Consider the following 21060-nt stretch of genomic DNA (forward strand, 5'->3'; position numbering starts at 1 on the left):
CGCCCCGCTCATGTGGCCAGCGCGCCTCGTGCCTGCTCCTGAATAAGGGCCAGCAGCGCGGTCAATCCGTTGCTGCGGGTTGGTGACAGGTGCTTGGCGAGGCCAATCGCACTAATGAAATCCGGCTCGGTGGCAACGATCTCACTCGCGCTGCGCCCGGAGTACACGCGCAGGGCGAGGAAGACCAGGCCGGAGACGATCACTGAATCACTTGCGGCTGCGAAATCCAAGCGGCTTGCGTCACCCGAGGGAACGATCCACACCATCGACTGGCAGCCGAGCAGGCGGTGCTCCTCGGTTTTCCACGCATCCGGGAATTCCGGCAGTTTGCGGCCGAGGTCGATCAGGTACTGGTAGCGCTCGGACCAATCGCCGAAAAACGCGAACTCCTCGGCGATCACGCGTTGCGCGTCGGCGGGAGTGGGTTCGAGGGGGAATGGCGAATCGCTCATGTCCGCTTCCACCTGACGCCTTGTGGCGTGTCCTCCAGCAGGATGCCTTCGTCGGCCAGTTGCTGGCGGATCGCATCGGCGCGAGCGAAGTCGCGAGCCTGCTTGGCGGAAGCACGTTCGTCGACGAGTCCATGGATGCGCGCATCGTCATCGCCGGAAGCGCCGCGTGCGAACCACTCCGCAGGCGTCTGCTGCAACAAACCCAATGCCAGGCCTGCACCCAGCAATTCCGACTTCAGCCGCCGTTTGTCGTCATCCGAGGTGGCTTTGCGCGCTTCGCCGGCGATGCGGGCCAGTTCGGCCATCGCCTGCGGAGTGTTGAGATCGTCGTCCAGCGCGGTATCGATGCCGGCAGGGATCACCGCATGCGCATCGACATCGACCAGGTCGCGCAAGGTGCCGTACAGCCGGTCCAAGGTACGCACGCTCTGTTCGATCAGCGTGTCCGACCATTCCAGTGGCTGCCGGTAATGCGCGGAGAGCAGGGCATGCCGCAATGCTTCCGGCGGGTGCGCCAGCACCAGGTCGTGGACCTTTTCGATGTTGCCCAGTGACTTGCTCATCTTGGTGCCACCGAAGTTGAGCATGCCGTTGTGCAGCCACCAGCGCGCGAACGGCACGCCGCCATGCGCGCATTCGCTCTGCGCAATTTCGTTTTCGTGGTGCGGGAACTGCAGGTCGATGCCGCCGGCATGGATATCGATGGTCGAGCCCAGGTGCGCCTCGGCCATCGCCGAGCATTCGATGTGCCAGCCCGGGCGCCCGCGGCCCCAGGGCGAGTCCCAACCGGGGAGGTCATCGGTCGAGGGCTTCCACAGCACGAAGTCGCCGGCATTGCGCTTGTACGGCGCCACCTCCACCCGCGCGCCAGCCAGCATCTCGTCCGGGTCGCGGCGCGAGAGCTTGCCGTAGCCATCAAAACTGCCAACCGAGAACAGCACATGGCCTTCGGCCGCATAGGCGTGGCCGGAAGCGATCAAGCGCTCGATCATCGCGATGATCTGCGGGATGTGCGCGGTGGCTTCCGGCTCGAGATCCGGTGGAGCGACGCCGAGCGCAGCCATGTCTTCGCGATAGGCCGCCGCGTACTTGTCGGTGATCGTTGTGATCGGCGAGCCGAGTTCCTTGGCCGCCGCGTTGATCTTGTCGTCGACGTCGGTGATGTTGCGCGCATAGCGCAGGCCGCCGTAACGGCGGCGCAGCAGCGCGGCCAGCACGCCGAACACCACCGGCCCGCGCGCGTTGCCGATGTGCACGTAGTTGTAGACGGTCGGCCCGCACAGGTACATGGTCGGGGAGGCGGGGTCGAGCGGCGCGAACGGCTCTATCCGCCGCGTCAGGGTGTTGTAGAGATGCAGGCTCATGGCGGCAGGTGCAGGTGGTTGCGCATTGTAACGGGCCAATGCCCATACCCATGCCAACCCCGCGCCGCGCCCGTGCCAGGACAATGCCATGACAGCGGTGATTCATCCCCTGTAGCCCACGCATCGCTAGACTTGCGCCATGTCGTCGCGCACCCCGGTTCTACAGGCCATCCTTGCCGCCGCAGTCCTGCTGTTGGTGGTGCCGTGCGTGCATGCGCAGGACGCCTCACCCGAGATGGTAATTCCGCAGGAGAACGTGCGCTACGACTATGCACAGGTGCTGGACGTGGATCCGGTCTATCAGATATTGCGCACTTCGCGGATGGAACAGGTCTGCGACGTGACCAGGCAGCCGTCCTCTGGCACGGGCCTGTCGCGCGTGGTCGGCGCGGTCAAGCAGCGGCTGGGCGTCGGATCGTCCGGGGGCGATGACGACGGGGTGGAGAACTGCCGGATGCAGCCGGTGGTCCGCGAGTTCCGCAGGCCGATCGCCTATGACGTGGACTATGACTACAAGGGCAGCAAGTTCCGCACCCGGATGGCGCGCGACCCCGGCAACCGGTTGCGCGTGCGGGTGTCGATCACCCCGCAGCCCAGCCAGGATCGCTGAGTTCCCCCGGAACCTGCTTGCGCGGGTGTGGACAGCATGCGAGCATGCGCGCCTGATGAACATGCACCTCTATACGCGCCACGCAAACAGTGCCCGGATGGCATCGGGCATGACCTCGCGTGCGCGCCGACCGGAAACCTCACCTCACGCTGGGTAGCCGGAGCGCAACACTGTTGTCGCAAACTTCCGAACCCAGCCAGCGTGCTGGGTTTTTTCGTTTTTGACGTGCATGGATGCACGAATGTCGCAGGCGCAAGATGCGCAGGAGCGGCAAAGGACCAGGATCACTCATGACACAGGCTGCAATGAAGCACTTCTTGAATACGCAGGATTGGAGCAGGGACGACCTGGATGCCTTGCTGGCGCGTGCGGCCATGTTCAAGCGTTTGCGACTGGGTGACGAATTGAAAGGGCGATCGATTGCGCTGGTGTTCTTCAACCCGTCGATGCGCACCCGCACCAGCTTCGAGTTGGGCGCGTTCCACCTCGGCGGCCACGCCATCGTGCTGCAGCCGGGCAAGGATGCATGGCCGATCGAGTTCGAACTCGGCACGGTGATGGACGGTGATACCGAAGAGCACATTGCCGAAGTGGCCAAGGTGCTGGGTCGCTATGTCGACCTGATCGGCGTGCGCGCGTTCCCGAAGTTCGTCGACTGGTCGCGTGATCGCGAGGACCTGGTGCTGCGCAGCTTCGCGAAATATTCGCCAGTACCCGTCATCAACATGGAGACGATCACCCATCCCTGCCAGGAACTGGCGCACATCCAGGCATTGCAACAGCACTTCGGCACCACCGACTTGCGCGGCAAGAAATACGTGCTGACCTGGACCTACCACCCGAAGCCACTCAACACTGCGGTCGCCAACTCCGCGCTGACGATTGCTACCCGCATGGGCATGGACGTGACCTTGCTGTGCCCGACGCCGGCCTACATCCTGGACGAGCGCTACATGGGCTGGGCGGCGCAGAACGTGGCCGAAAGCGGCGGCTCGCTGGCAGTCAGCCACGACATCGAAAGCGCCTACGCCGGCGCCGACGTGGTGTACGCCAAGAGCTGGGGCGCGCTGCATTATTTCGGTAACTGGGCACCGGAAAAGCCCATTCGCGATCATTACCAGCATTTCATCGTCGACGAAGCCAAGATGGCGCTGACCAACGATGGCGTGTTCAGCCATTGCCTGCCGCTGCGCCGCAACGTCAAGGCGACCGACGCAGTGATGGATTCGCCGCGCTGCCTTGCCATCGACGAAGCCGAGAATCGCCTGCATGTGCAGAAGGCGATCATGGCCGCGCTGATTCAGCAGTAGCCTGCATTTGCTTTGCTCCTTCCCCCGCACGCGGGGGAAGGCCGGGATGGGGGCACGCTTGCATCCCATCGCCCCCAGCCCAGTCCTCCCCTGCAAGCGGGGGAGGGAAGTCGCCACAGAGACTCCCATGACCACCACCAGCAACCAAGATATCGTCCTCGCCTTTTCCGGCGGCCTCGACACCAGTTTCTGCGTGCCCTACCTGAAGGAAGCCGGCTGGAACGTGCATACCGTATTCGCCGATACCGGCGGCGTGGATGCCGACGAGCGTGCCTTCATCGAACAGCGCGCCGCGGAACTCGGCGTTGCTTCGCACATCACCATTGACGGCGGCCCTGCGATCTGGGACGGGTTCGTCAAGCCGTTCGTCTGGGCCGGCGAGGGCTATCAGGGGCAGTACCCGTTGCTGGTGTCCGACCGTTACCTGATCGTCGATGCGGCGCTGGCGCGTGCAAACGACCTGGGCACCAAGGTCATCGCGCATGGCTGCACCGGCATGGGCAACGACCAGGTGCGCTTCGACCTGGCCGTCAAGTCCAGCGGCGATTACCAGATCATTGCGCCGATCCGAGAGATCCAGAAAGAGCACACCCAGACCCGCGCGTACGAGCAGGCCTACCTGGAGGCGCGGGGCTTCGGCATCCGCAGCAAGCAGAAGCAGTACACGATCAACGAGAACCTGCTGGGCCTTACCATGTCCGGCGCCGAGATCGACAGCTGGGAAGCGCCGGGCGATGGCGCACGCGGCTGGTGCGCACGCCGCGAACAATGGCCGACCGAAGCGATGCAGGCGACGTTGCGTTTCGTCGGCGGCGAGGCGGTGGCGCTGGACGGCATGGTTATGCCCGGTGACAAACTGCTGGCCAAACTCAACATCATGTTCGCGCAATACGGCGTCGGTCGTGGCCTGTACACCGGCGACACCACGATTGGCCTGAAGGGGCGGATCGTGTTCGAGGCGCCCGGCCTGACCGCACTGCTGGTAGCGCATCGCGCGCTTGAGGAAGCGGTGCTGACCAAGCAACAAAACCGCTTCAAGCCGGATGTCGCGCGCAAGTGGGTCGAGCTGGTTTACGAGGGCTTCTTCCATGACCCGCTGAAGACCGACCTGGAAGCGTTCCTGGCCTCATCGCAGCGCATGGTCAACGGCGAAGTGGTGTTGCGCACCAATGGCGGGCGGGTCGATGCGGTGGCCGTGCGCTCACCGCACATCCTGAATTCCAAGGGCGCGACCTACGCACAGTCCGCGGACTGGGGCGTGGAGGAAGCCGAGGGCTTCATCAAGCTATTCGGCATGAGCAGCACGCTTTGGGCTCAAGTGAATGGCCCGCAGGTAAACGGCCAGCAGGTCATCGGAAATACCAATGAGTGACCTGCTGCCGGACGTGCTGCGCCACCTCGAAGCGCTGGTGGCGTTCGACACCCGCAACCCGCCGCGCCTGATCGGGACCGGCGGGATCTTCGATTACATCCGCGCGAATCTGCCCGGCTTCCGTATCCAAGTCACCGATCATGGCGATGGCGCTGTGTCGCTATTCTCCGTGCGCGGCACGCCGCGGCGGTTGTTCAATGTGCATCTGGACACGGTGCCGTCGTCGGAGGCATGGAGTGCCGATCCGCACGTTCTGCGCGTGAGCGGCGACCGGGCGATTGGCTTGGGCGCCTGTGACATCAAGGGCGCAGCCGCCGGTTTGATCACAGCAGCGAACGTGACCAGCGGTGATGCCGCATTCCTGTTTTCCAGCGACGAGGAAGCCAATGATCCGCGTTGCATTGCAGCGTTCCTGAAGAGCAATGCCCTTGCGCTCGATCATGGCTTCACCGAGGCCATCGTCGCCGAGCCGACAATGTGCGAGGCAGTACTGGCGCATCGCGGCATCAGCTCGGTGCTGCTGCGCTTCAAGGGTGAGGTGGGGCATGCGTCCAGCGCCAATGCGTTGCAGGCAAATGCCTTGCACCAGGTCATGCATTGGGGCAGCAATGCGCTTGCGCTGGTCGAAGCCGAGGCCAAGTCGCGCTTCGGTGGTCTGACTGGCTTGCGATTCAACATCGGCAAGGTCGAAGGCGGGATCAAGGCCAACATGATCGCGCCAAGCGCGGAAGTGCGGTTTGGATTCCGGCCGTTACCCTCGCAGGACATCGACGGCTTGCACGAGCGTTTCGGCGGCTGCGCGCGCGTCGGTGCGCTGGAGCGCTACCAGGAAACCTTCCGTGGCCCATCGTTGCCATCTGGCGATGTGGCGGCAGCAGAAGACCGTCGGCTGGAAGCGCGCGACCTCGCTGATGCGCTGGGACTGCCAATCGGCAAAGCGGTGGATTTCTGGACCGAAGCTTCATTGTTCTCACAGGCCGGCCTGACCGCGCTTGTCTACGGTCCCGGCGAAATTGCACAGGCGCATACCGCAGACGAATGGGTGGCGCTGGAACAACTGCGGCGCTATGCCGACTCGATCACCCACATGCTTGGAAACCCCGCGCCATGACGCCGATGTTGAACCCGAACAGCGTGCATGACCCGCAGACCCGGCAGACGATTGTTCGATTGCTGTCGAGCATGGGCAGTGCCAAGGAAATCAGCCAGTATCTGAAACGCTTCTCGCAACTTGATGCCGCCCGCTTCGCGGTGGTCAAGGTCGGTGGCGCGGTGCTGCGCGATGACCTTGATGCACTGGTGTCATCGCTGGCGTTCCTGCAGGACGTGGGACTGACGCCGATCGTGATCCACGGCGCCGGCCCCCAGCTCGATGTGGAACTGTCCGCGGCCGGCATCGAGAAGCAGACGATCGATGGCCTGCGGGTGACCTCGCCGGAAGCGCTGGCCATCGTGCGTCGCGTGTTCCATGCGCAGAACCTCAAACTGGTCGAGGCCCTGCAGGCTAGCGATGCGCGCGCGACCAGCATTGTCTCGGGCGTGTTCGAAGCTGATTATCTCGACCGCGAGCGCTTTGGCCTGGTGGGTGAAGTGAAGCGGGTGGACCTGGCGCCGATCCAGGCCAGCCTGCAGGCCGGTTCGATCCCGGTGATCGCATCGTTGGGCGAAACGATTGGCGGGCAGATCCTCAACCTCAACGCAGACTTCGCCGCGAACGAACTGGTGCAGGTGCTGCAGCCTTACAAGATCGTGTTCCTGACCGGTACCGGCGGATTGCTGGACGAGCAGGGCAAGGTGATCGATTCGATCAACCTGTCGACCGAGTACGAACATCTGATGCAGCAGTCGTGGATCGACGGCGGCATGCGGCTCAAGATCGAGCAGATCAAGGACCTGCTGGACGGCCTGCCGCTGGCATCGTCGGTGTCGATCACCAAGCCCGCGGAACTTGCCAAGGAGCTGTTCACCCACAAGGGTTCCGGCACGCTGGTGCGTCGCGGCGAGCGCGTGGTGAGCGTTGATTCCTGGGGTGGGCTTGACCTGGTGCGACTACGTGGCCTGATCGAATCCGCGTTCGGCCGCACGCTCGCCCCCGATTATTTCGAACGCACCACGCTGCAACGCGCCTACGTCAGCGAGAACTACCGCGCGGCGGTGATCCTGACCGCAGAAGACGCCGGCACCTACCTCGACAAGTTCGCGGTGCTCGACGATGCGCAGGGCGAAGGCCTGGGACGTGCTGTGTGGCAGGTGATGCGTGACGAGAACCCGCGTCTGTTCTGGCGTTCGCGCCGCGGCAACCAGGTCAATGCGTTCTACTGGAGCGAGTGCGAGGGCAGCATCAAGCAGCCGACGTGGAAGGTGTTCTGGTACGGCATCAATGACTTCGCCGAGATCGCAAGTTGCGTCCACCATTGCGACACGCGCCCGGCGACATTGCTGGAGCATGCATCGCTTGACCACCGATTGAAGGAGCAGGCCAATGGCTGACAGCGCGCCAATCCGGCTTGGTATCGTCGGCGCCCGCGGATATGTCGGTGCCGAACTGATCCGGCTCGTTGCTGCGCATCCGCGCTTCGACCTTGCCTATGTGTCCTCGCGCGGGCTGGACGGCCAGCGCGTGGCCGACCACAACACCGATTACAACGGCGAACTTCGCTACAGCGCGCCATCGCACGAAGTGCTTCCGGCGCTGGGCGCGGATGCCGTGGTGCTTGCATTGCCGAATGGCAAGGCGGCGGAGATCGTGCGTGCGTTCGATGAGGCCGAAGCCGATCCGATCATTATTGATCTGTCTGCCGATTTTCGCTTCGATCCCTCCTGGTACTACGGCCTGCCGGAATTAACCCGCAAGGCTTACTCCGGCCAGCGCCGGATCAGCAATCCGGGCTGTTATGCCACCGCCATGCAACTGGCGATTGCGCCGATGCTGAATGTGCTGGAAGGGCCGGTGGCGTGCTTCGGCGTATCCGGCTATTCCGGCGCTGGCACGACGCCATCGGACAAGAACGACCCCGACAAACTGCGCGATAACCTGATGCCGTACGCGCTCACCGGACATGTCCACGAGCGCGAAGTCAGTCACCGGCTGGGCCATGCGGTGGAGTTCATGCCGCATGTTGCGCCGCATTTCCGCGGTATTTCGCTTACCGTCAACTTGCATCTATCGATTGCGTTCGACCATGGCGAAGTGCTGGCGCGTTACCACGGTCGTTATGCAGACGAACCGCTGGTGCGCGTGCTGGACGATGCCCCTTGGGTCAGCCGGATTGCCGGCAGCCAGCATGTCGAAATTGGTGGCTTCACCCTCAGTGGCGACGGCAAGCGGCTGGTGCTGGTGGCGACCGAAGACAACCTGCTCAAGGGTGCGGCCACGCAGGCGTTGCAGAACCTCAATATCGCGTTCGGACTGGACGAGTTCCTCGGCATTCCGTTGCAGCAACAACACGTGGAGTCCGCCGCATGAGCGACCTGCTGTGGCAAAAACCCGGTGTACGAGTCGATGCGCGCATCCAGGCCTTCCTGGCCGGCGACGACGTGGTGCTGGATCGCGAATTCTTCCTGCACGACATCATCGCCAGCACTGCGCATGCGCAAGGGCTGCAACGCATCGGCATCCTCAGCATCGATGAACTGGATGGCTTGAAGCGCGAACTGGCGATACTTGCGGATGACTTCAGTAGTGGCGGTTTCATCCTCGATGAGCGTTTCGAGGATGGGCATTCCGCCATCGAAGCAAGACTTACCGAGCGGCTAGGCGATGCCGGTCGCAAGATCCACACAGGCCGTAGCCGCAACGACCAGGTGCTGGTCGCGACGCGACTGTGGCTGAAGGAAAAGCTCGACCGCGTGGCACAACTGTCGCGCGACATCGCCAGGGTTGCGCTGGATCGCGCCGAAGCCGAAAAGCATCTGCCGTTGCCCGGATACACGCACATCCAGCGCGCCGTGGTGTCGTCGGCGGGTATGTGGTGGGCGGGTTGGGCCGAGGCGTTCATCGACGATGCGGTGCGCGCAAACGACACGCTGCGGCTGATCGATTCCAATCCGCTCGGCACCGCAGCCGGTTATGGCGTTAACCTCAAATTGGACCGCGAGCACACGACCCAAGCACTCGGCTTCGCGCGCATGCAGGTCAGCCCGATTTACGCGCAACTGTCGCGTGGCAAGTTTGAGCTGGCGGCATTGGAGTCGCTTGGCAGCGCGACGCTGGACCTGCGTCGTCTTGCCTGGGACCTGTCACTGTTCAACAGCGCCGAATTCGGTTTCGTTGCGTTGCCGGCGCAATACACCACCGGCAGCTCGATCATGCCTAACAAACGCAATCCCGACGTCATCGAACTGATGCGAGCCACCCACGCCAGCGTGGCCGCCGCGCGCACCGAGATCGAACAACTGCTGTCGCTGCCGTCGGGTTACCACCGCGATCTGCAGGCCAGCAAGGGCGCGATTTTCCACGGTTTCGGTCGTGGTCTGGCGGCGCTGGAACTGTTGCCGGACCTGCTGGCCAACCTGGAATGGCGCGAAGACCGGCTGCGTGCTGCAATCGATTCCGGCATGTATGCCACCGACGTGGCAGTGGAAGCCGCCATTGCCGGTGTGCCGTTCCGCGATGCCTACAAGGCTGCAGCTGCGTCCGCCGACTCGGCGGGCCAAGGCCGCACGCCGGAAGCCAGCCTGGCCGCGCGCACCTCGCCCGGTGCCGCCGCCGACCTGCGGCTAGACATATTGATAGTGCGCTGGAACGGGTTGGACAAGGACCGGTTGGACAAAGGCACGGTGGCCTGAGCAATGATCGACGTCAGGGCCGACTTCGCACCGCAACCATTGCCCAATTGGAAGCGTGCGGTGCTGAAAGTCGGCAGCAGCCTGCTGGCTGGTAGCGGTGAGCTGGACCCCGTGCATGCGCAAGGGCTTGCAAGCTTCATCACCAGCGCCCGCGCGCAAGGGCGCGAAGTCGTGCTGGTCTCATCCGGTGCGGTGGCCGCGGGACGCGGGCGCATCGGCGCCGCCGGCAACGGCATCGTGCAGCGGCAGGCGCTGGCTGCACTCGGGCAAGCCTCGTTGATGGGCTTCTGGCAGGCGTTTTTCGATATGCCGGTCGCGCAGGTGCTGCTGACCCATGACGACCTGCGCAACCGTCGCCGCTATCTCAATGCGCGCACTGCATTGAAGGAATTGCTGCGGTTGGGCGCACTGCCCATCGTCAATGAAAACGACACCGTCGCTGTCGACGAACTCAAGCTGGGCGACAACGACAACCTGGCCGCAGCGGTCGCGTCCCTGATCGAAGCAGACCTGCTGCTTATCGCCACCGACATCGGTGGCCTGTACAGCGGCCATCCACAGCACGATCCCGATGCGCGCCCGATTGAACGCGTGGACACGGTGACGCCGGCGCTGTTGGCGATCGCCGGCATTGCGGGGGGGCTCGGTACTGGCGGCATGCGCACCAAGCTGGAAGCCGCTTCCAAAGCGGCCACGGCCGGGATTGCGACCGCCCTGTTCTGCGGCCGTGATGCAGCCGTCGTGATGGCGCTCGGCGAAGGCGTCCTGCACGGCACCCTGGTGGCCGCGCACGGCAATCGGATCAGTGCGCGCAAGCAATGGCTGCGGCATGCGCCGGCATCGGGCGTGCTGCAGGTCGATGCCGGTGCGCGGACGGCGCTGCTGCGCGGGGCGTCGCTGCTGCCGGGTGGCGTGCATGCAGTAACCGGCGATTTTCGTCGTGGTGACGTGGTGGACGTGCATTCCTTCGATGGCGAACTGCTGGCGCGCGGGCAGGCCCAGTACAACGCGAGCGAAAGTCTGCGTATTGCGGGCCGCCACAGCCGCGACATCGAAACCGTGCTCGGCTTCCGCTACGACGAAGCAATGATCCATCGCGACGATCTGGTGCTGTTGAACAGCGCGGAACAACTATCTTCGGAGAAGACGGCATGAGCGGTTATGTGCGCGAATTGGCGCTTGCGGCACGCCAGGCACAGGTCGCGATTGCTTTGTCCGATGCCGCGACCCGGCGTACGTTGATCGAAGGCATGGCAGACCAGTTGCTGGCCGGGCAGGCCGCGATCCTGGCCGCCAATGCCGGGGATGTCGCCACAGCAGCCGCGAACGGTGCCAGCAATGCCACGTTGGATCGGCTGGCGCTGGATCCGCAGCGCGTGCAGGGCATGGCCGATGCGTTGCGCGAAGTCGCCGCACAGGTCGACCCGTTGGGTGTGGTTACCCGCAGCGAGCAGCGGCCGAATGGTCTTGTGGTCGAGCGCCAACGCATCCCGCTTGGCCTGGTCGCGATGATCTTTGAGGCGCGCCCGAACGTGACCGCGGAAGCAGCGGCACTGTGCCTGAAGGCAGGCAACGCGGTGCTGTTGCGTGGCGGATCCGAGGCTTCGGCCAGCAATGCGGCGATTGCGACCTGCCTGCATGCAGCCCTGCGCGCCGCAGGCCTGCCGGAAGCGGCGGTGTCGCTGGTGACCGACACCGCCCGTGAGCACGTGCTGGAACTGCTGCAGCTGTCTGATTTGATCGACCTGGCCATCCCGCGTGGTGGTGAAAGCCTGATCCGCTTCGTTGCCGAGCACGCGCGGGTGCCGGTGATCAAGCATTACAAGGGCGTCTGCCACCTCTACGTGGATCGCGCCGCCGACATCGACAAGGCGCTTGGCTTGCTGGTCGATGGCAAGACCACGCGTCCGGGTGTGTGCAATGCGTTGGAAACCTTGCTGGTGCATCGCGAGATCGCGCCCATGTTCCTGCCGCGCGCAATCGCTGCATTGCAGGCGCATGCCGTGGAAGTGCGTGGTGACGCGGCGACGCGCGCCTTCGATGCATCCATTGCAGTCGCCACTGATGACGACTACGCCGCCGAATTCCTCGACCTGGTGCTGGCCGTTCGCGTGGTCGACGACCTGCCGGAAGCACTCGCACATATCGCCCGCTTCGGCTCCGACCATACGGAGGTGATCGTCACCGAAGATGCGGCTGCGGCCGAAGCCTTCGTGCGCGGCACGCGAAGTTCCGCGGTGATGGTGAATGCGTCGTCGCGCTTCAACGACGGCGGCCAGCTCGGGCTGGGCGCGGAGATCGGTATTTCCACCACCCGCCTGCATGCCTACGGCCCGATGGGCGTGGAAGCGTTGACCATCGAGCGTTTCGTGGTTCGCGGCGAGGGCCAGGTGCGGCACTTCGTCTCCGGCTGATGCGACTGCACCGGTGCCACCGGGCCGTTTGGCGCTTGCTGCTACCCATGTAAAGACGGCAGCCAATCCTGCCAAGGCCGGTTTGCCGGCAGATTGCGTTTGGACAAATGAGGGGTGGCGAGTTGGACTGCCTATGCCATTTGGTCGATAGGCGGTCGGACAGCAACGGCACTACCCTACCAATGGCTATCGATCTGTCGATATCGGGAGATATCGAACGTTGAGGGGGACGGACGATGAAAAATTCAAGTCGATGCGTGAGGCATCGCGCATGGTCGTTGCTGGCTGTATTCGGTGCTTGCTGGTTGACGCTGGCCAGCCCTGCTGCCTGGGCCAATTGCGCCCCTGACGGAGGCGGTCCGTTTGCAGGTCGAGGGGGGCCTGGCCCGTCTGCGCCGCTGCAGCTACCTGCCCAGCAAGCAGTGGCCGCACCTGTACCGGCGGCCGCGACGGACATCCAGAGCGAGGCGCGTCGTGCGCTGTCGGCGATCCAGCGGATCGAGGATGCGGACACTGCGTTGTCGCTGGCGGCCGATGGTGCGGCGTTGTATGCACGCGAGGCAGTCAAGCTGGACGGCTATGCCTATTGCAGCCAGGCGGTGGAGCTGGCGGAGAAGGGCGAGTTCCGCGAGAGCGCGCAGGCGGCGAGCAAGGCCTTGCATGTAGCGCTTGCGACCAACAACACCGACCTGCTGGGCAAGGCCTATCGCGATTTGGCGATCGCGTTCAGCTATGCCGGCCAGCTGGAGCGCGCCGAACAGTTCGCCAACCTGGCGCTGAAGTATCCGGGCGTGGACCCGACCCAGGTCGATGGCCCGGCGCGCAAGACGCTGGGCGATGTGCGCACCCGCCAGGGCCGCTATGACGAAGCCATCGCCAGCTACGAGCAGGCGCAGCAGGAGAGCTCCGAGCGGTTCCGGCCGCTGGTGGATGCCTCCCTGGCCAATGCACTGATCCTGTCCGGCAACCTTGCGCGTGCCCGCACGACACTGGACGCGCTGGCCACGCCGTCAGAACCCGCCGAATTGGCGCAATTGCAACGCACCCGCGGGCGGTTGCTGCTGGCCGAGAACAAGCCGGCCGAAGCACTGACGCTATACCAGCAACTGGCGGATGCGCCGGTGTCGGGCGATGAAGGCTTCTACCGCGCCTGGGCGCTGGATGGCATCTCCAAGAGCGAGGCCGCATTGGGCAACGACGCGCAGGCCGCGCAGGCGCTGGACCAGGCGCTGGGCGTGTTCGACAAGGCGCGCTCGAAGTTCCGCAGCGACGAGTTCAAGATGGGCCTGTTCTCGGACCTGCAGAGCGTGTTCGAGCGTGCAATCAACATGCACAGCAAGCTCGGCCAGTCGGCGCAGGCGTTCGACATCAGCGAGCGCAGCCGCGCCCGTGCGTTGCTGGATGCAGTAGCCGGGCGCGCCGATGTCGACAACGACACCGCCGCGGCGATGGATGCCACCACCCTGGAGCAGATGCTCAAGCCCGATGAAGTGGTGGTGGCCTACCACGACTTGCCGGACCGGCTGGTGGCCTGGGTCTTGTCCAATGAGGGCGTGCGTGAGGTGAAGTTCAGCACCGCTCTGCCGCGCAAGGACCTGGCGCGGCTGGTGGATGCGTATCGCGACACCCTGATCCGGCTCAACCCGAACGCATCAAACATCGGCGACCAGATCGGCCAGCTGCTGCTGGCGCCACTGGGTATTCCAGCAGGCAAGCGGATCATCATTGTCCCGCACGGTCCGCTGCACTACCTGCCGTTCCAGGCGCTGCGGCTGGATGGCCAGTACCTGATCCAGCGCAACCCGATCTCCATTGCGCCCTCGATCAGCATTGCAGCAAAGCTGGCGCAGCGCACGCCGACCACCACCGCGCAGCTGCTGGCGTTCGGCAACCCGACGATCAACCCGGAGGTGGCCGACCCGCTGCCCGGCGCCGAGCGCGAGGTGCACGAGCTGGCGCAGCAGTTCCCGGGTGCCAAGCTGTTCTTCAATGCGCAGGCCAACCTGACCAACTTCCGCACCAATGCACCGCAGTCGCACTTGGTCCACGTCGCTGCACACGCGATGGCCGACCCACTGGACCCGCTGCACAGCAAGGTGCTGCTGGCCGACGAGAACGGCGAGCCGAACTACCTGGAAGCCAAGGACGTGCTGGGCATGGACCTGCACAACGTGGCGATGATCGCGCTGTCGGCCTGCGAGTCGGGGCTGGGCCGGGTGGAGGACGGCGACGAGGTGCTGGGCTTTACCCGCTCGTTCCTGTCGGCGGGCACCTCCACCATGCTGGTCTCGCTGTGGCCGGTATCCGATGCGGCCACCGAGAAGCTGATGACGACCCTGTACACGGATCTTGCCAAGGGCGATCAGGTGCAGGACGCGATGCGTGCTGCGCAGCTGGCGGTGATGAAGGATCCGGCCACGGCGCACCCCTTCTATTGGGCCCCGTTCAACCTGATTGGCAACTGGCGCCTGAGGATCGTGAAGTGAGCGCGGGCACCGTAGGCAAGGCAACAGGCGACACGTGTGCCGTGCGCATGACCAAGACCGTCACCCACCTGGAATGCGACAGGGCCACCACGATGGATATGCAAACGACACGGCGCGTGCCGCAGACGATGAACCTGCTGGCGATGTCTGTCCTGCTGGCCTGTGCCGGCATGGCCAACGCCACGGACAGCACGCCTGCCGACGCCGCGAACGGCGCGCCCGCCACGGCCGCGCCGCAAGACGCGACCCCGGCCGGTGTGCAACCGCAACAGGCGCAAGCGTTGCCGGAGCCGAAGATGGCGGCGCAGGCCAGCTTCGTGCTGAAGGGCGTGGCCTTCGATGGCGCCAGCGGCGTGCCGGACAGCGAGCTGCAGGCCGCGGTGGCCGACAAGATCGGCAGCAATGTGACCTTCGCCGACCTGGAACAACTGGCCAAGCGGGTGGTGGCGGTCTACCAGCAACACGGCTTCGGCCTGGTGCAGGCCTTCGTGCCGGTGCAGGAAGTCGTTGACGGGCACGTCAGGATCACGGTCAGCGAAGGCGTGCTGGGCGCGGTGAGTATTGATGTGGCCGAAGGCACGCCGGTGCAGCGCGAGCGCATCGCCAAGACCTTGGCAATCCTGGAGCCGGGCAAGCCGCTCAATGGACGCCAGTACGAACGGGCGATGCTGCTGCTGTCGGACCTGCCGGGGATCAAGCCGCAGTCGGCGATCTCCAACGGTGCGACATCGGGCACCACCGATCTGACGGTGAAGGTGAGCAAGCGCGACCGCATGCAGTACGGCCTGGAGCTGGACGATTACGGCACCCGCGACTCGGGACGGCACCGCATCACTGGCAGCATGCGCTGGGCCAGCCCGTTCGGCCGTGGCGACAACCTGGACCTGCGGCTGATGGTGGCGCAAGGCGCGCATACCGCGTTCGGGCGGATCTCCTATGAGACCCCGGTGGGCTATCGCGGCCTGCGCATCGGCGGCGGGTTGGCGCGGGTGCAGTACCAACTGGGCGGGCCGTTCGCGCCGCTCAAGCCGACCGGCACCGGCACCGTGGCCGACCTGTCGTTCAGTTATCCGATCATCCGCCAGCGCGCGACCAACCTGTTCGTGCGCGGCACGCTGGACAACAAGGATCTGACCGACCGCTTCGAGGCGGTGGGCTTCGAGACCCGCAAGCGGATCCGCGGGATCGGCCTGGGGTTCTCGCTTGAGAATCGCGACAAGTGGCTGGGCGGCGGCTATACCAGCGCCAATGGGTTGTTGTACCGCGGCAACCTGGACATCAAGGACGCGCTGAGCGCGGCCTTCGATGCGCCGCCGTTCGGCTACGGCACCCAGGGCGGCTTCACCAAGGTCACGATGCAACTGGCGCGGCTGCAATATCTGGCGCCGAAGGTCAGCCTGTTCCTGGGCACGGGCCTGCAACGTGCCAGCAAGAATCTGGATGCCTACGAAAAGCTGTCGCTGGGCGGACCGAAGGCGGTACGCGCGTATGCCACTGGCGAAGTGCTGGCCGATGACGGCTGGCTGGCCACGGCGGAACTGCGCTATGCGGCGAGTCCGGAAGCCACGCTGTTCGGGTTCTTTGATGCCGCCCATGGCGACTTCTTCCATGATCCGCGGCCGTTCGACACGGTGACGTCCCGCAGCCTGCGTGGTTACGGGTTGGGCCTGAACTGGAGCAAGCCGGGCAAGGTGACGGTAAGCCTGACCCTGGCGTGGCGCGACACCGGTCCGGCCCTGACCGATGGTGGCGGCCGCAATCCCCGTTTGTTCTGGTCGATCCAGAAAGCGTTCTAGGAGCATACCGATGCGCACCAAGCACAGCAGCAAGCCAATCCGCACACTACGTCGCCGTCGTCTGGCACTGGCCCTGGTCACCGCATTGGCGGCGCCAATGGCAATGGCGCAGAACTTGCCACAAAACGGGAACGTGGTATCGGGGACGGCGTCGGTAGGCCCTCAGGTGGGCAACCAGATGACGATCACCCAGACCACCAAGGGCGCGATCATCGACTGGGGCAGCTTCAACATCGGCGTCGGCTATGGGGTGACGTTCGACCAGCAGTTCGGTGCCAGCAGCGTGATCTTGAACCGCGTCATCGGCTCCGGCTACGGGCCAAGCCCATCCAGCATCAACGGCACGCTGAGCTCCAACGGCAATGTGTTCATCATCAATCCGGCCGGGATCACCTTCGGCAACAATGCGCAGGTCAATGTGGGTGGATTGGTGGCGTCGACCTTGTGGTTGAGCGACGCCGATTTCAACAATGGCCTGACGACTGGAAAATACGTCTTCAGCGGCTTCAACGGTTATATCGGTACGGACCACCAGGTCCGCAACGATGGTGATATTACTGCGGGTGCCGGCGGCTTAAGTTTCGTGGGCAACACGCTCTGGAACAGTGGGGCTATTACCGCCAACGGCGGCAATATTGCCTTCGGTGCGGGCGACTCGGTAACCTTGGACTACTTCGGAGACGGCCTGACCCAGGTCACGATCAACGTTCCGCCCACTATAGATTCCGCGATCATCCAGGATCGCAATGGCACCATGACTGCCGATGGCGGCAAGATTTTGCTGCGCACAGCGGCGACTGCAGGTGGCACCGGTGGCGCGATCTTCGCAAGTGGCAGCCTGCGCGCGCAGTCAATTGCAAATGTCAACGGCAGGATTGAACTCACCTCGGCGGGTGGTCTGGTCATGGTGGGCGCGCCGGGCACTTTCTCGGATGCAAGTTCTCCATTCACGTACGGCAGCATCGACGTGTCGGGAAGCGGCGCCGGCCAGACGGGTGGATCCGTCCTGATCTCGGGCAATAATGTTTTGCTGGTCAACGACGATCCCACTCCGCTGGCACCGACCTATCCAGCTTCTGTCGGCAGCAGCATCGATGCCACAGGCTATTCAGGCGGTGGCAACATCACCATTACCACGACGGGCAGCATCGCCGCGTTGGAGTTGACGCGCATCGATGCGCGCGCAATTTCGAGTGGCAATGGTGGCAACATCGACCTGCTCGCCACTGGAGGCAATGCCAACCTGTACGGCGATATCTTCGCGTCGGGAGGCAAGGTAAGCGGCAACGGCGGTCGGATCCGTATCGGTGCCCGGGATGGCATCAACCAGAACTATGGCTACATCGATGCCAGCGCCGACGCCGGCAACGGCGGGCAGATCGGCCTGATCACCTCCGCTGGGGATATCCATGCCACGAACCTGGATGCCCATGGATTCGCCAATGGCGGCAGCATCGTGGGAACGGCGAGCGGAAACATCGACCTGTATGGCTATGCCAATGCGTCCGGCCTGAATGGAAATGGCGGCAGTATCTCGTTCAACGCACAGGGAATTTTCAGAGGACTCGGCACGCTGGATGCCAGTGGCGGCATCGATGGTGGCAATATTTCCCTCACTGGCGCTGGCGTCGATTTCAACTCCGCAATCGCCTATGGCAGCACCGGCCATGGCGGCACAGTTAGCGTCACGGCCGACAACATCTACCTGGTGAGCAGCAGTAATTCGATCAATGTGCAGGGCGAGACCGGCGGCGGTTCGATCGACCTGTTTGCCCGCAACAACTTCGTGCTTGGCGAAAGCAGCAGTCTGTCCGCAGACACCGGCAGCAGTGGCAATGGCGGCTCGATCCATCTGTATGCCGGCAACAGCCTGGTGGTATATGGCGACCTGAGCGCCCACGGCGTGGATGGTGGTGGCTCGATTTACACGGGCAGTGGTGGTGGCATCGACCTCAACGGCATTGGCATCGATGCCGGCACCCTTGCAGGCGTGGTCGGCACTTGGACGATTGCCGCCCCGCAGATGGCCGTGCTCAACGGCTCGACTCAGGGCACCGTGGGTACCGGGCCAGTCCCGGCGACCACGACGGATATCCAGGACGGCGACCTCAACAACGCCTTCGCAACTGGCACCAATATCGTGTTGCAGGCGAATGCCGGCGATGTGCAATTCAACGGCGCGCAAATCCTCGCGGCGTACTCCTCGCCATTGTTCCTGCATGTCAATGCAACGGGTGCGATCTACGGTGCAGGGTTCTCGATCGGCAGCGGCGGCGGCGCGCTGGAGATGTTGTTCAACGCAGATTCGGCTGGTGGCAATGACAACGGCGGCTACATCGACTTCAGCAAGGCATCCCTGTCCAGCAATGGCGGCCTGATTGCGATGTACGGCCAGTCCAACCAGGCGGCCGGCTTCGCGACAGGCTATGCCAACGGCATCAGCCTGTCAGGCGTCGATATCGGCAGTGCTGGCGGTGGCGTGGTCCTGCGCGGCCACAGCAGTGGCAGTGGCTCGTCGCCGCTGGGCCGCGGCATTCAATTTGCCAACGGTTCGGGCATCACCACCACATCCGGCGCGATCACGCTGGTCGGGATCGGCAACGACATGGGTCTGTCGATCGATAGTGGTCAGTTCACCACCGCAAGCGGTCACATCGACCTGCGTGGGCGTGGTCTCAGCGTCAGCTCCAGTGGTCTGCTGATCGGCAGTGGGGTCAGCATCACCACCAACGGCGGAGGCATCGACCTAAGCGGTGAAGGCGGCAGCGGTACCGGCCTCAGCCTCGGGGTCGGCTCCACGGTCGATGCCGGCAATAGCCTGATCATGCTGCGCGCCGGCAACGATGGCAGCACGGATGCGATCAACATCCTGGGTGCGGTTCACAGTGGCACCGGAGTGAGCCTGCGGCCGGGCGGGGTGGATGCCAATGGTGGGCTCACCGAGCGGGTCAATGACATTATCGCGCTTGGCGGTGGCACTGGCGGCTTCGCACTATCGGCTGGCGAACTGGCCATGATCGATGCGCCGCTACTCGTGATCGGCAGCAGCCTGCAAGCCGGTGCGATCCACGTGCTGGGTGCGATCTCGCGCAACGGCAACCTGACTTTGCAAAACAACGGCGGTTCCGGTGGCATCGACATCCAGGCCGCATTGGCCGTGGGCAACGGGACGCTGGCGCTGTCCAGCGGTGGCTCGATCACCCAGACCAGCGCCGGTGCCATCACCGCGCACAGCCTGCTGGCGAATGCGGGTGGCGACGTGTTGCTGGCGAACGCACAGAACAACGTGGCTGCAACCACGCTGGCGGGTTCCGCTGGCGGCGCGTTCCAATTCCAGGACGTCGATGCGCTGGCGATCGGCAATGTCTCGGCAATCGGCTTCGACGCCTCGACGGGTGGACTCGCCAGCCTCGGCGCAAATGGCATCAATGCCGGTGGCGATGTGGTCGTGCGCAACCTCGCAGGTGACATGACCCTGAACTCGAACGTGAGCGGCGCCAACATCGACCTGGTCACCGCAGGCCGCCTGCAGAACCTGGGTGGTGCCAGCCTGATCGCTTCTGGTGATTGGCGGGTGTGGGCCGATACCTGGGTTGGTGAAACCCGTGGTGGCCTGGCTGGCAGCGGCAACTTGCCCAACCTCTACGGCTGCGCGTTCCAGGGCAGCTGCGGCGTGACCGTGCCGACCACGGACAACCATTTCATCTATGTCCAGCAGCCAACGGCGATGATTACCTTCGACAACTTCAGTCGCGAATATGGATTGCCGAACCCGGTGTTCACCTTCACTGTAACCGGCGCGATCCTTGGCGATACGGCGGCCAACGTGGCCAGCGGCACGGCCAGTACCAGCGCAACAATCGGCAGCGATGTCGGCAACTATGCGATCACCGGAGCGTTCACGTCGGCGGCGGGGTACCGTATCCAGTTGATGCCCGGCACCCTGGGCATCACCCCTGCGATGCTGTTTTTTACTGCCGATCCGGCCGTGCGCTACCTCGGTTCGCCAAACCCGAACTTCACGGGCACGGTCACCGGCTTTCGCAATGGCGATAGCGTGGGGAGCGTGTTCGGCACGGGCAATATATGGTCTTCGCCGGCGGGCTACTTCGCGCAGATCGGGTTTTATCCGATCAACGGTGGCACCAGCGCGAAGAACTATGTGTTCAGCCAGGCGCCCGGCAACGCGACCGCACTGCAGATCATCCCATTGCCACAGTTGTCAGGTATTCCGTTCGAACAGGTCCATGAGGCCATTAACACCTATGTGTATGACCGCAACTTCGGGGGGGCACCGGTATGCGCGCTGAATGCGTCCATTGATGACCAGAAACTGGCCTCGACAGGGGATGAACTCTCCAACGAATGGTCGAAGGTACGCTCTCGCCCGAACCTGACCAATTGTTTCGATACCGAGCGCAACAGCGGTTGCGGTAACTTCTAGGGAGTGGAGCCTGTATGCGTGGTG

General features: G+C 64.1%; 14 protein-coding genes. 12 read left to right on the plus strand and 2 right to left on the minus strand.

The annotated features are described in order from the left end of the window. Positions 1-8: 8 nt before the first annotated feature. Positions 9-452, minus strand: a complete 444-nt coding sequence (locus tag PSV05_RS07035; protein WP_300065378.1) for a SufE family protein — start codon at positions 450-452, stop codon at positions 9-11. Beyond that, positions 449-1816 (minus strand): cysteine--tRNA ligase, encoded by a 1368-nt coding sequence (gene cysS, locus PSV05_RS07040; RefSeq protein WP_300065380.1) that lies wholly within the window; start codon positions 1814-1816, stop codon positions 449-451. Before cysS ends, PSV05_RS07035 begins: the two co-directional genes overlap by 4 nt. Positions 1817-1955: 139 nt before the next feature. Here cysS and PSV05_RS07045 point away from each other — a divergent pair, with 139 nt between their 5' ends. The 12 genes from PSV05_RS07045 to PSV05_RS07100 all read left to right on the plus strand — a co-directional run bounded on the left by PSV05_RS07045 (position 1956) and on the right by PSV05_RS07100 (position 21036). After that, positions 1956-2426 carry a hypothetical protein gene (locus PSV05_RS07045; RefSeq protein WP_300063560.1) on the plus strand — a complete coding sequence of 157 codons (471 nt, stop codon included), beginning with the start codon at positions 1956-1958 and terminating at the stop codon, positions 2424-2426. A 290-nt stretch (positions 2427-2716) separates the two neighbouring features. Then, positions 2717-3736, plus strand: coding sequence for an N-acetylornithine carbamoyltransferase (locus tag PSV05_RS07050; RefSeq protein WP_300063563.1), 1020 nt, complete (start codon positions 2717-2719; stop codon positions 3734-3736). Between the two features lie 127 nt (positions 3737-3863). Continuing rightward, a complete protein-coding gene (locus tag PSV05_RS07055) occupies positions 3864-5108 on the plus strand; it encodes an argininosuccinate synthase (protein ID WP_300063566.1) in 1245 nt (414 codons plus the stop codon). Then, complete coding sequence (locus PSV05_RS07060) at positions 5101-6219, plus strand: acetylornithine deacetylase (protein WP_300063569.1); 1119 nt, start codon at positions 5101-5103, stop codon at positions 6217-6219. Before PSV05_RS07055 ends, PSV05_RS07060 begins: the two co-directional genes overlap by 8 nt. A gap of 8 nt (positions 6220-6227) precedes the next feature. After that, complete coding sequence (locus PSV05_RS07065) at positions 6228-7598, plus strand: acetylglutamate kinase (protein ID WP_300065382.1); 1371 nt, start codon at positions 6228-6230, stop codon at positions 7596-7598. Continuing rightward, positions 7591-8574 carry an N-acetyl-gamma-glutamyl-phosphate reductase gene (gene argC / locus PSV05_RS07070; RefSeq protein WP_300063572.1) on the plus strand — a complete coding sequence of 328 codons (984 nt, stop codon included), beginning with the start codon at positions 7591-7593 and terminating at the stop codon, positions 8572-8574. The genes PSV05_RS07065 and argC overlap by 8 nt, the downstream gene beginning before the upstream one ends. Further along, the gene (gene argH / locus PSV05_RS07075) at positions 8571-9896 is read left to right on the plus strand and encodes an argininosuccinate lyase (RefSeq protein ID WP_300063575.1); all 1326 of its coding nucleotides are present in this window, start codon (positions 8571-8573) and stop codon (positions 9894-9896) included. The genes argC and argH overlap by 4 nt, the downstream gene beginning before the upstream one ends. A gap of 3 nt (positions 9897-9899) precedes the next feature. Further along, positions 9900-11051, plus strand: a complete 1152-nt coding sequence (gene proB / locus PSV05_RS07080) for a glutamate 5-kinase (protein ID WP_300063578.1) — start codon at positions 9900-9902, stop codon at positions 11049-11051. Continuing rightward, entirely contained in the window at positions 11048-12310 is a 1263-nt protein-coding gene (locus tag PSV05_RS07085) for a glutamate-5-semialdehyde dehydrogenase (protein WP_300063581.1), read from the plus strand. Before proB ends, PSV05_RS07085 begins: the two co-directional genes overlap by 4 nt. A gap of 422 nt (positions 12311-12732) precedes the next feature. After that, on the plus strand, positions 12733-14796 hold the full coding sequence (locus PSV05_RS07090; protein ID WP_300063584.1) for a CHAT domain-containing protein: 2064 nt from the start codon (positions 12733-12735) through the stop codon (positions 14794-14796). Further along, on the plus strand, positions 14793-16592 hold the full coding sequence (locus tag PSV05_RS07095) for a ShlB/FhaC/HecB family hemolysin secretion/activation protein (RefSeq protein ID WP_300063587.1): 1800 nt from the start codon (positions 14793-14795) through the stop codon (positions 16590-16592). Before PSV05_RS07090 ends, PSV05_RS07095 begins: the two co-directional genes overlap by 4 nt. Before the next feature lie 10 nt (positions 16593-16602). After that, positions 16603-21036, plus strand: a complete 4434-nt coding sequence (locus PSV05_RS07100; RefSeq protein WP_300063590.1) for an MBG domain-containing protein — start codon at positions 16603-16605, stop codon at positions 21034-21036. The last annotated feature ends 24 nt before the right edge of the window (positions 21037-21060 follow it).

Source organism: Thermomonas sp., assembly GCF_029945965.1.
GTDB lineage: Bacteria > Pseudomonadota > Gammaproteobacteria > Xanthomonadales > Xanthomonadaceae > Thermomonas.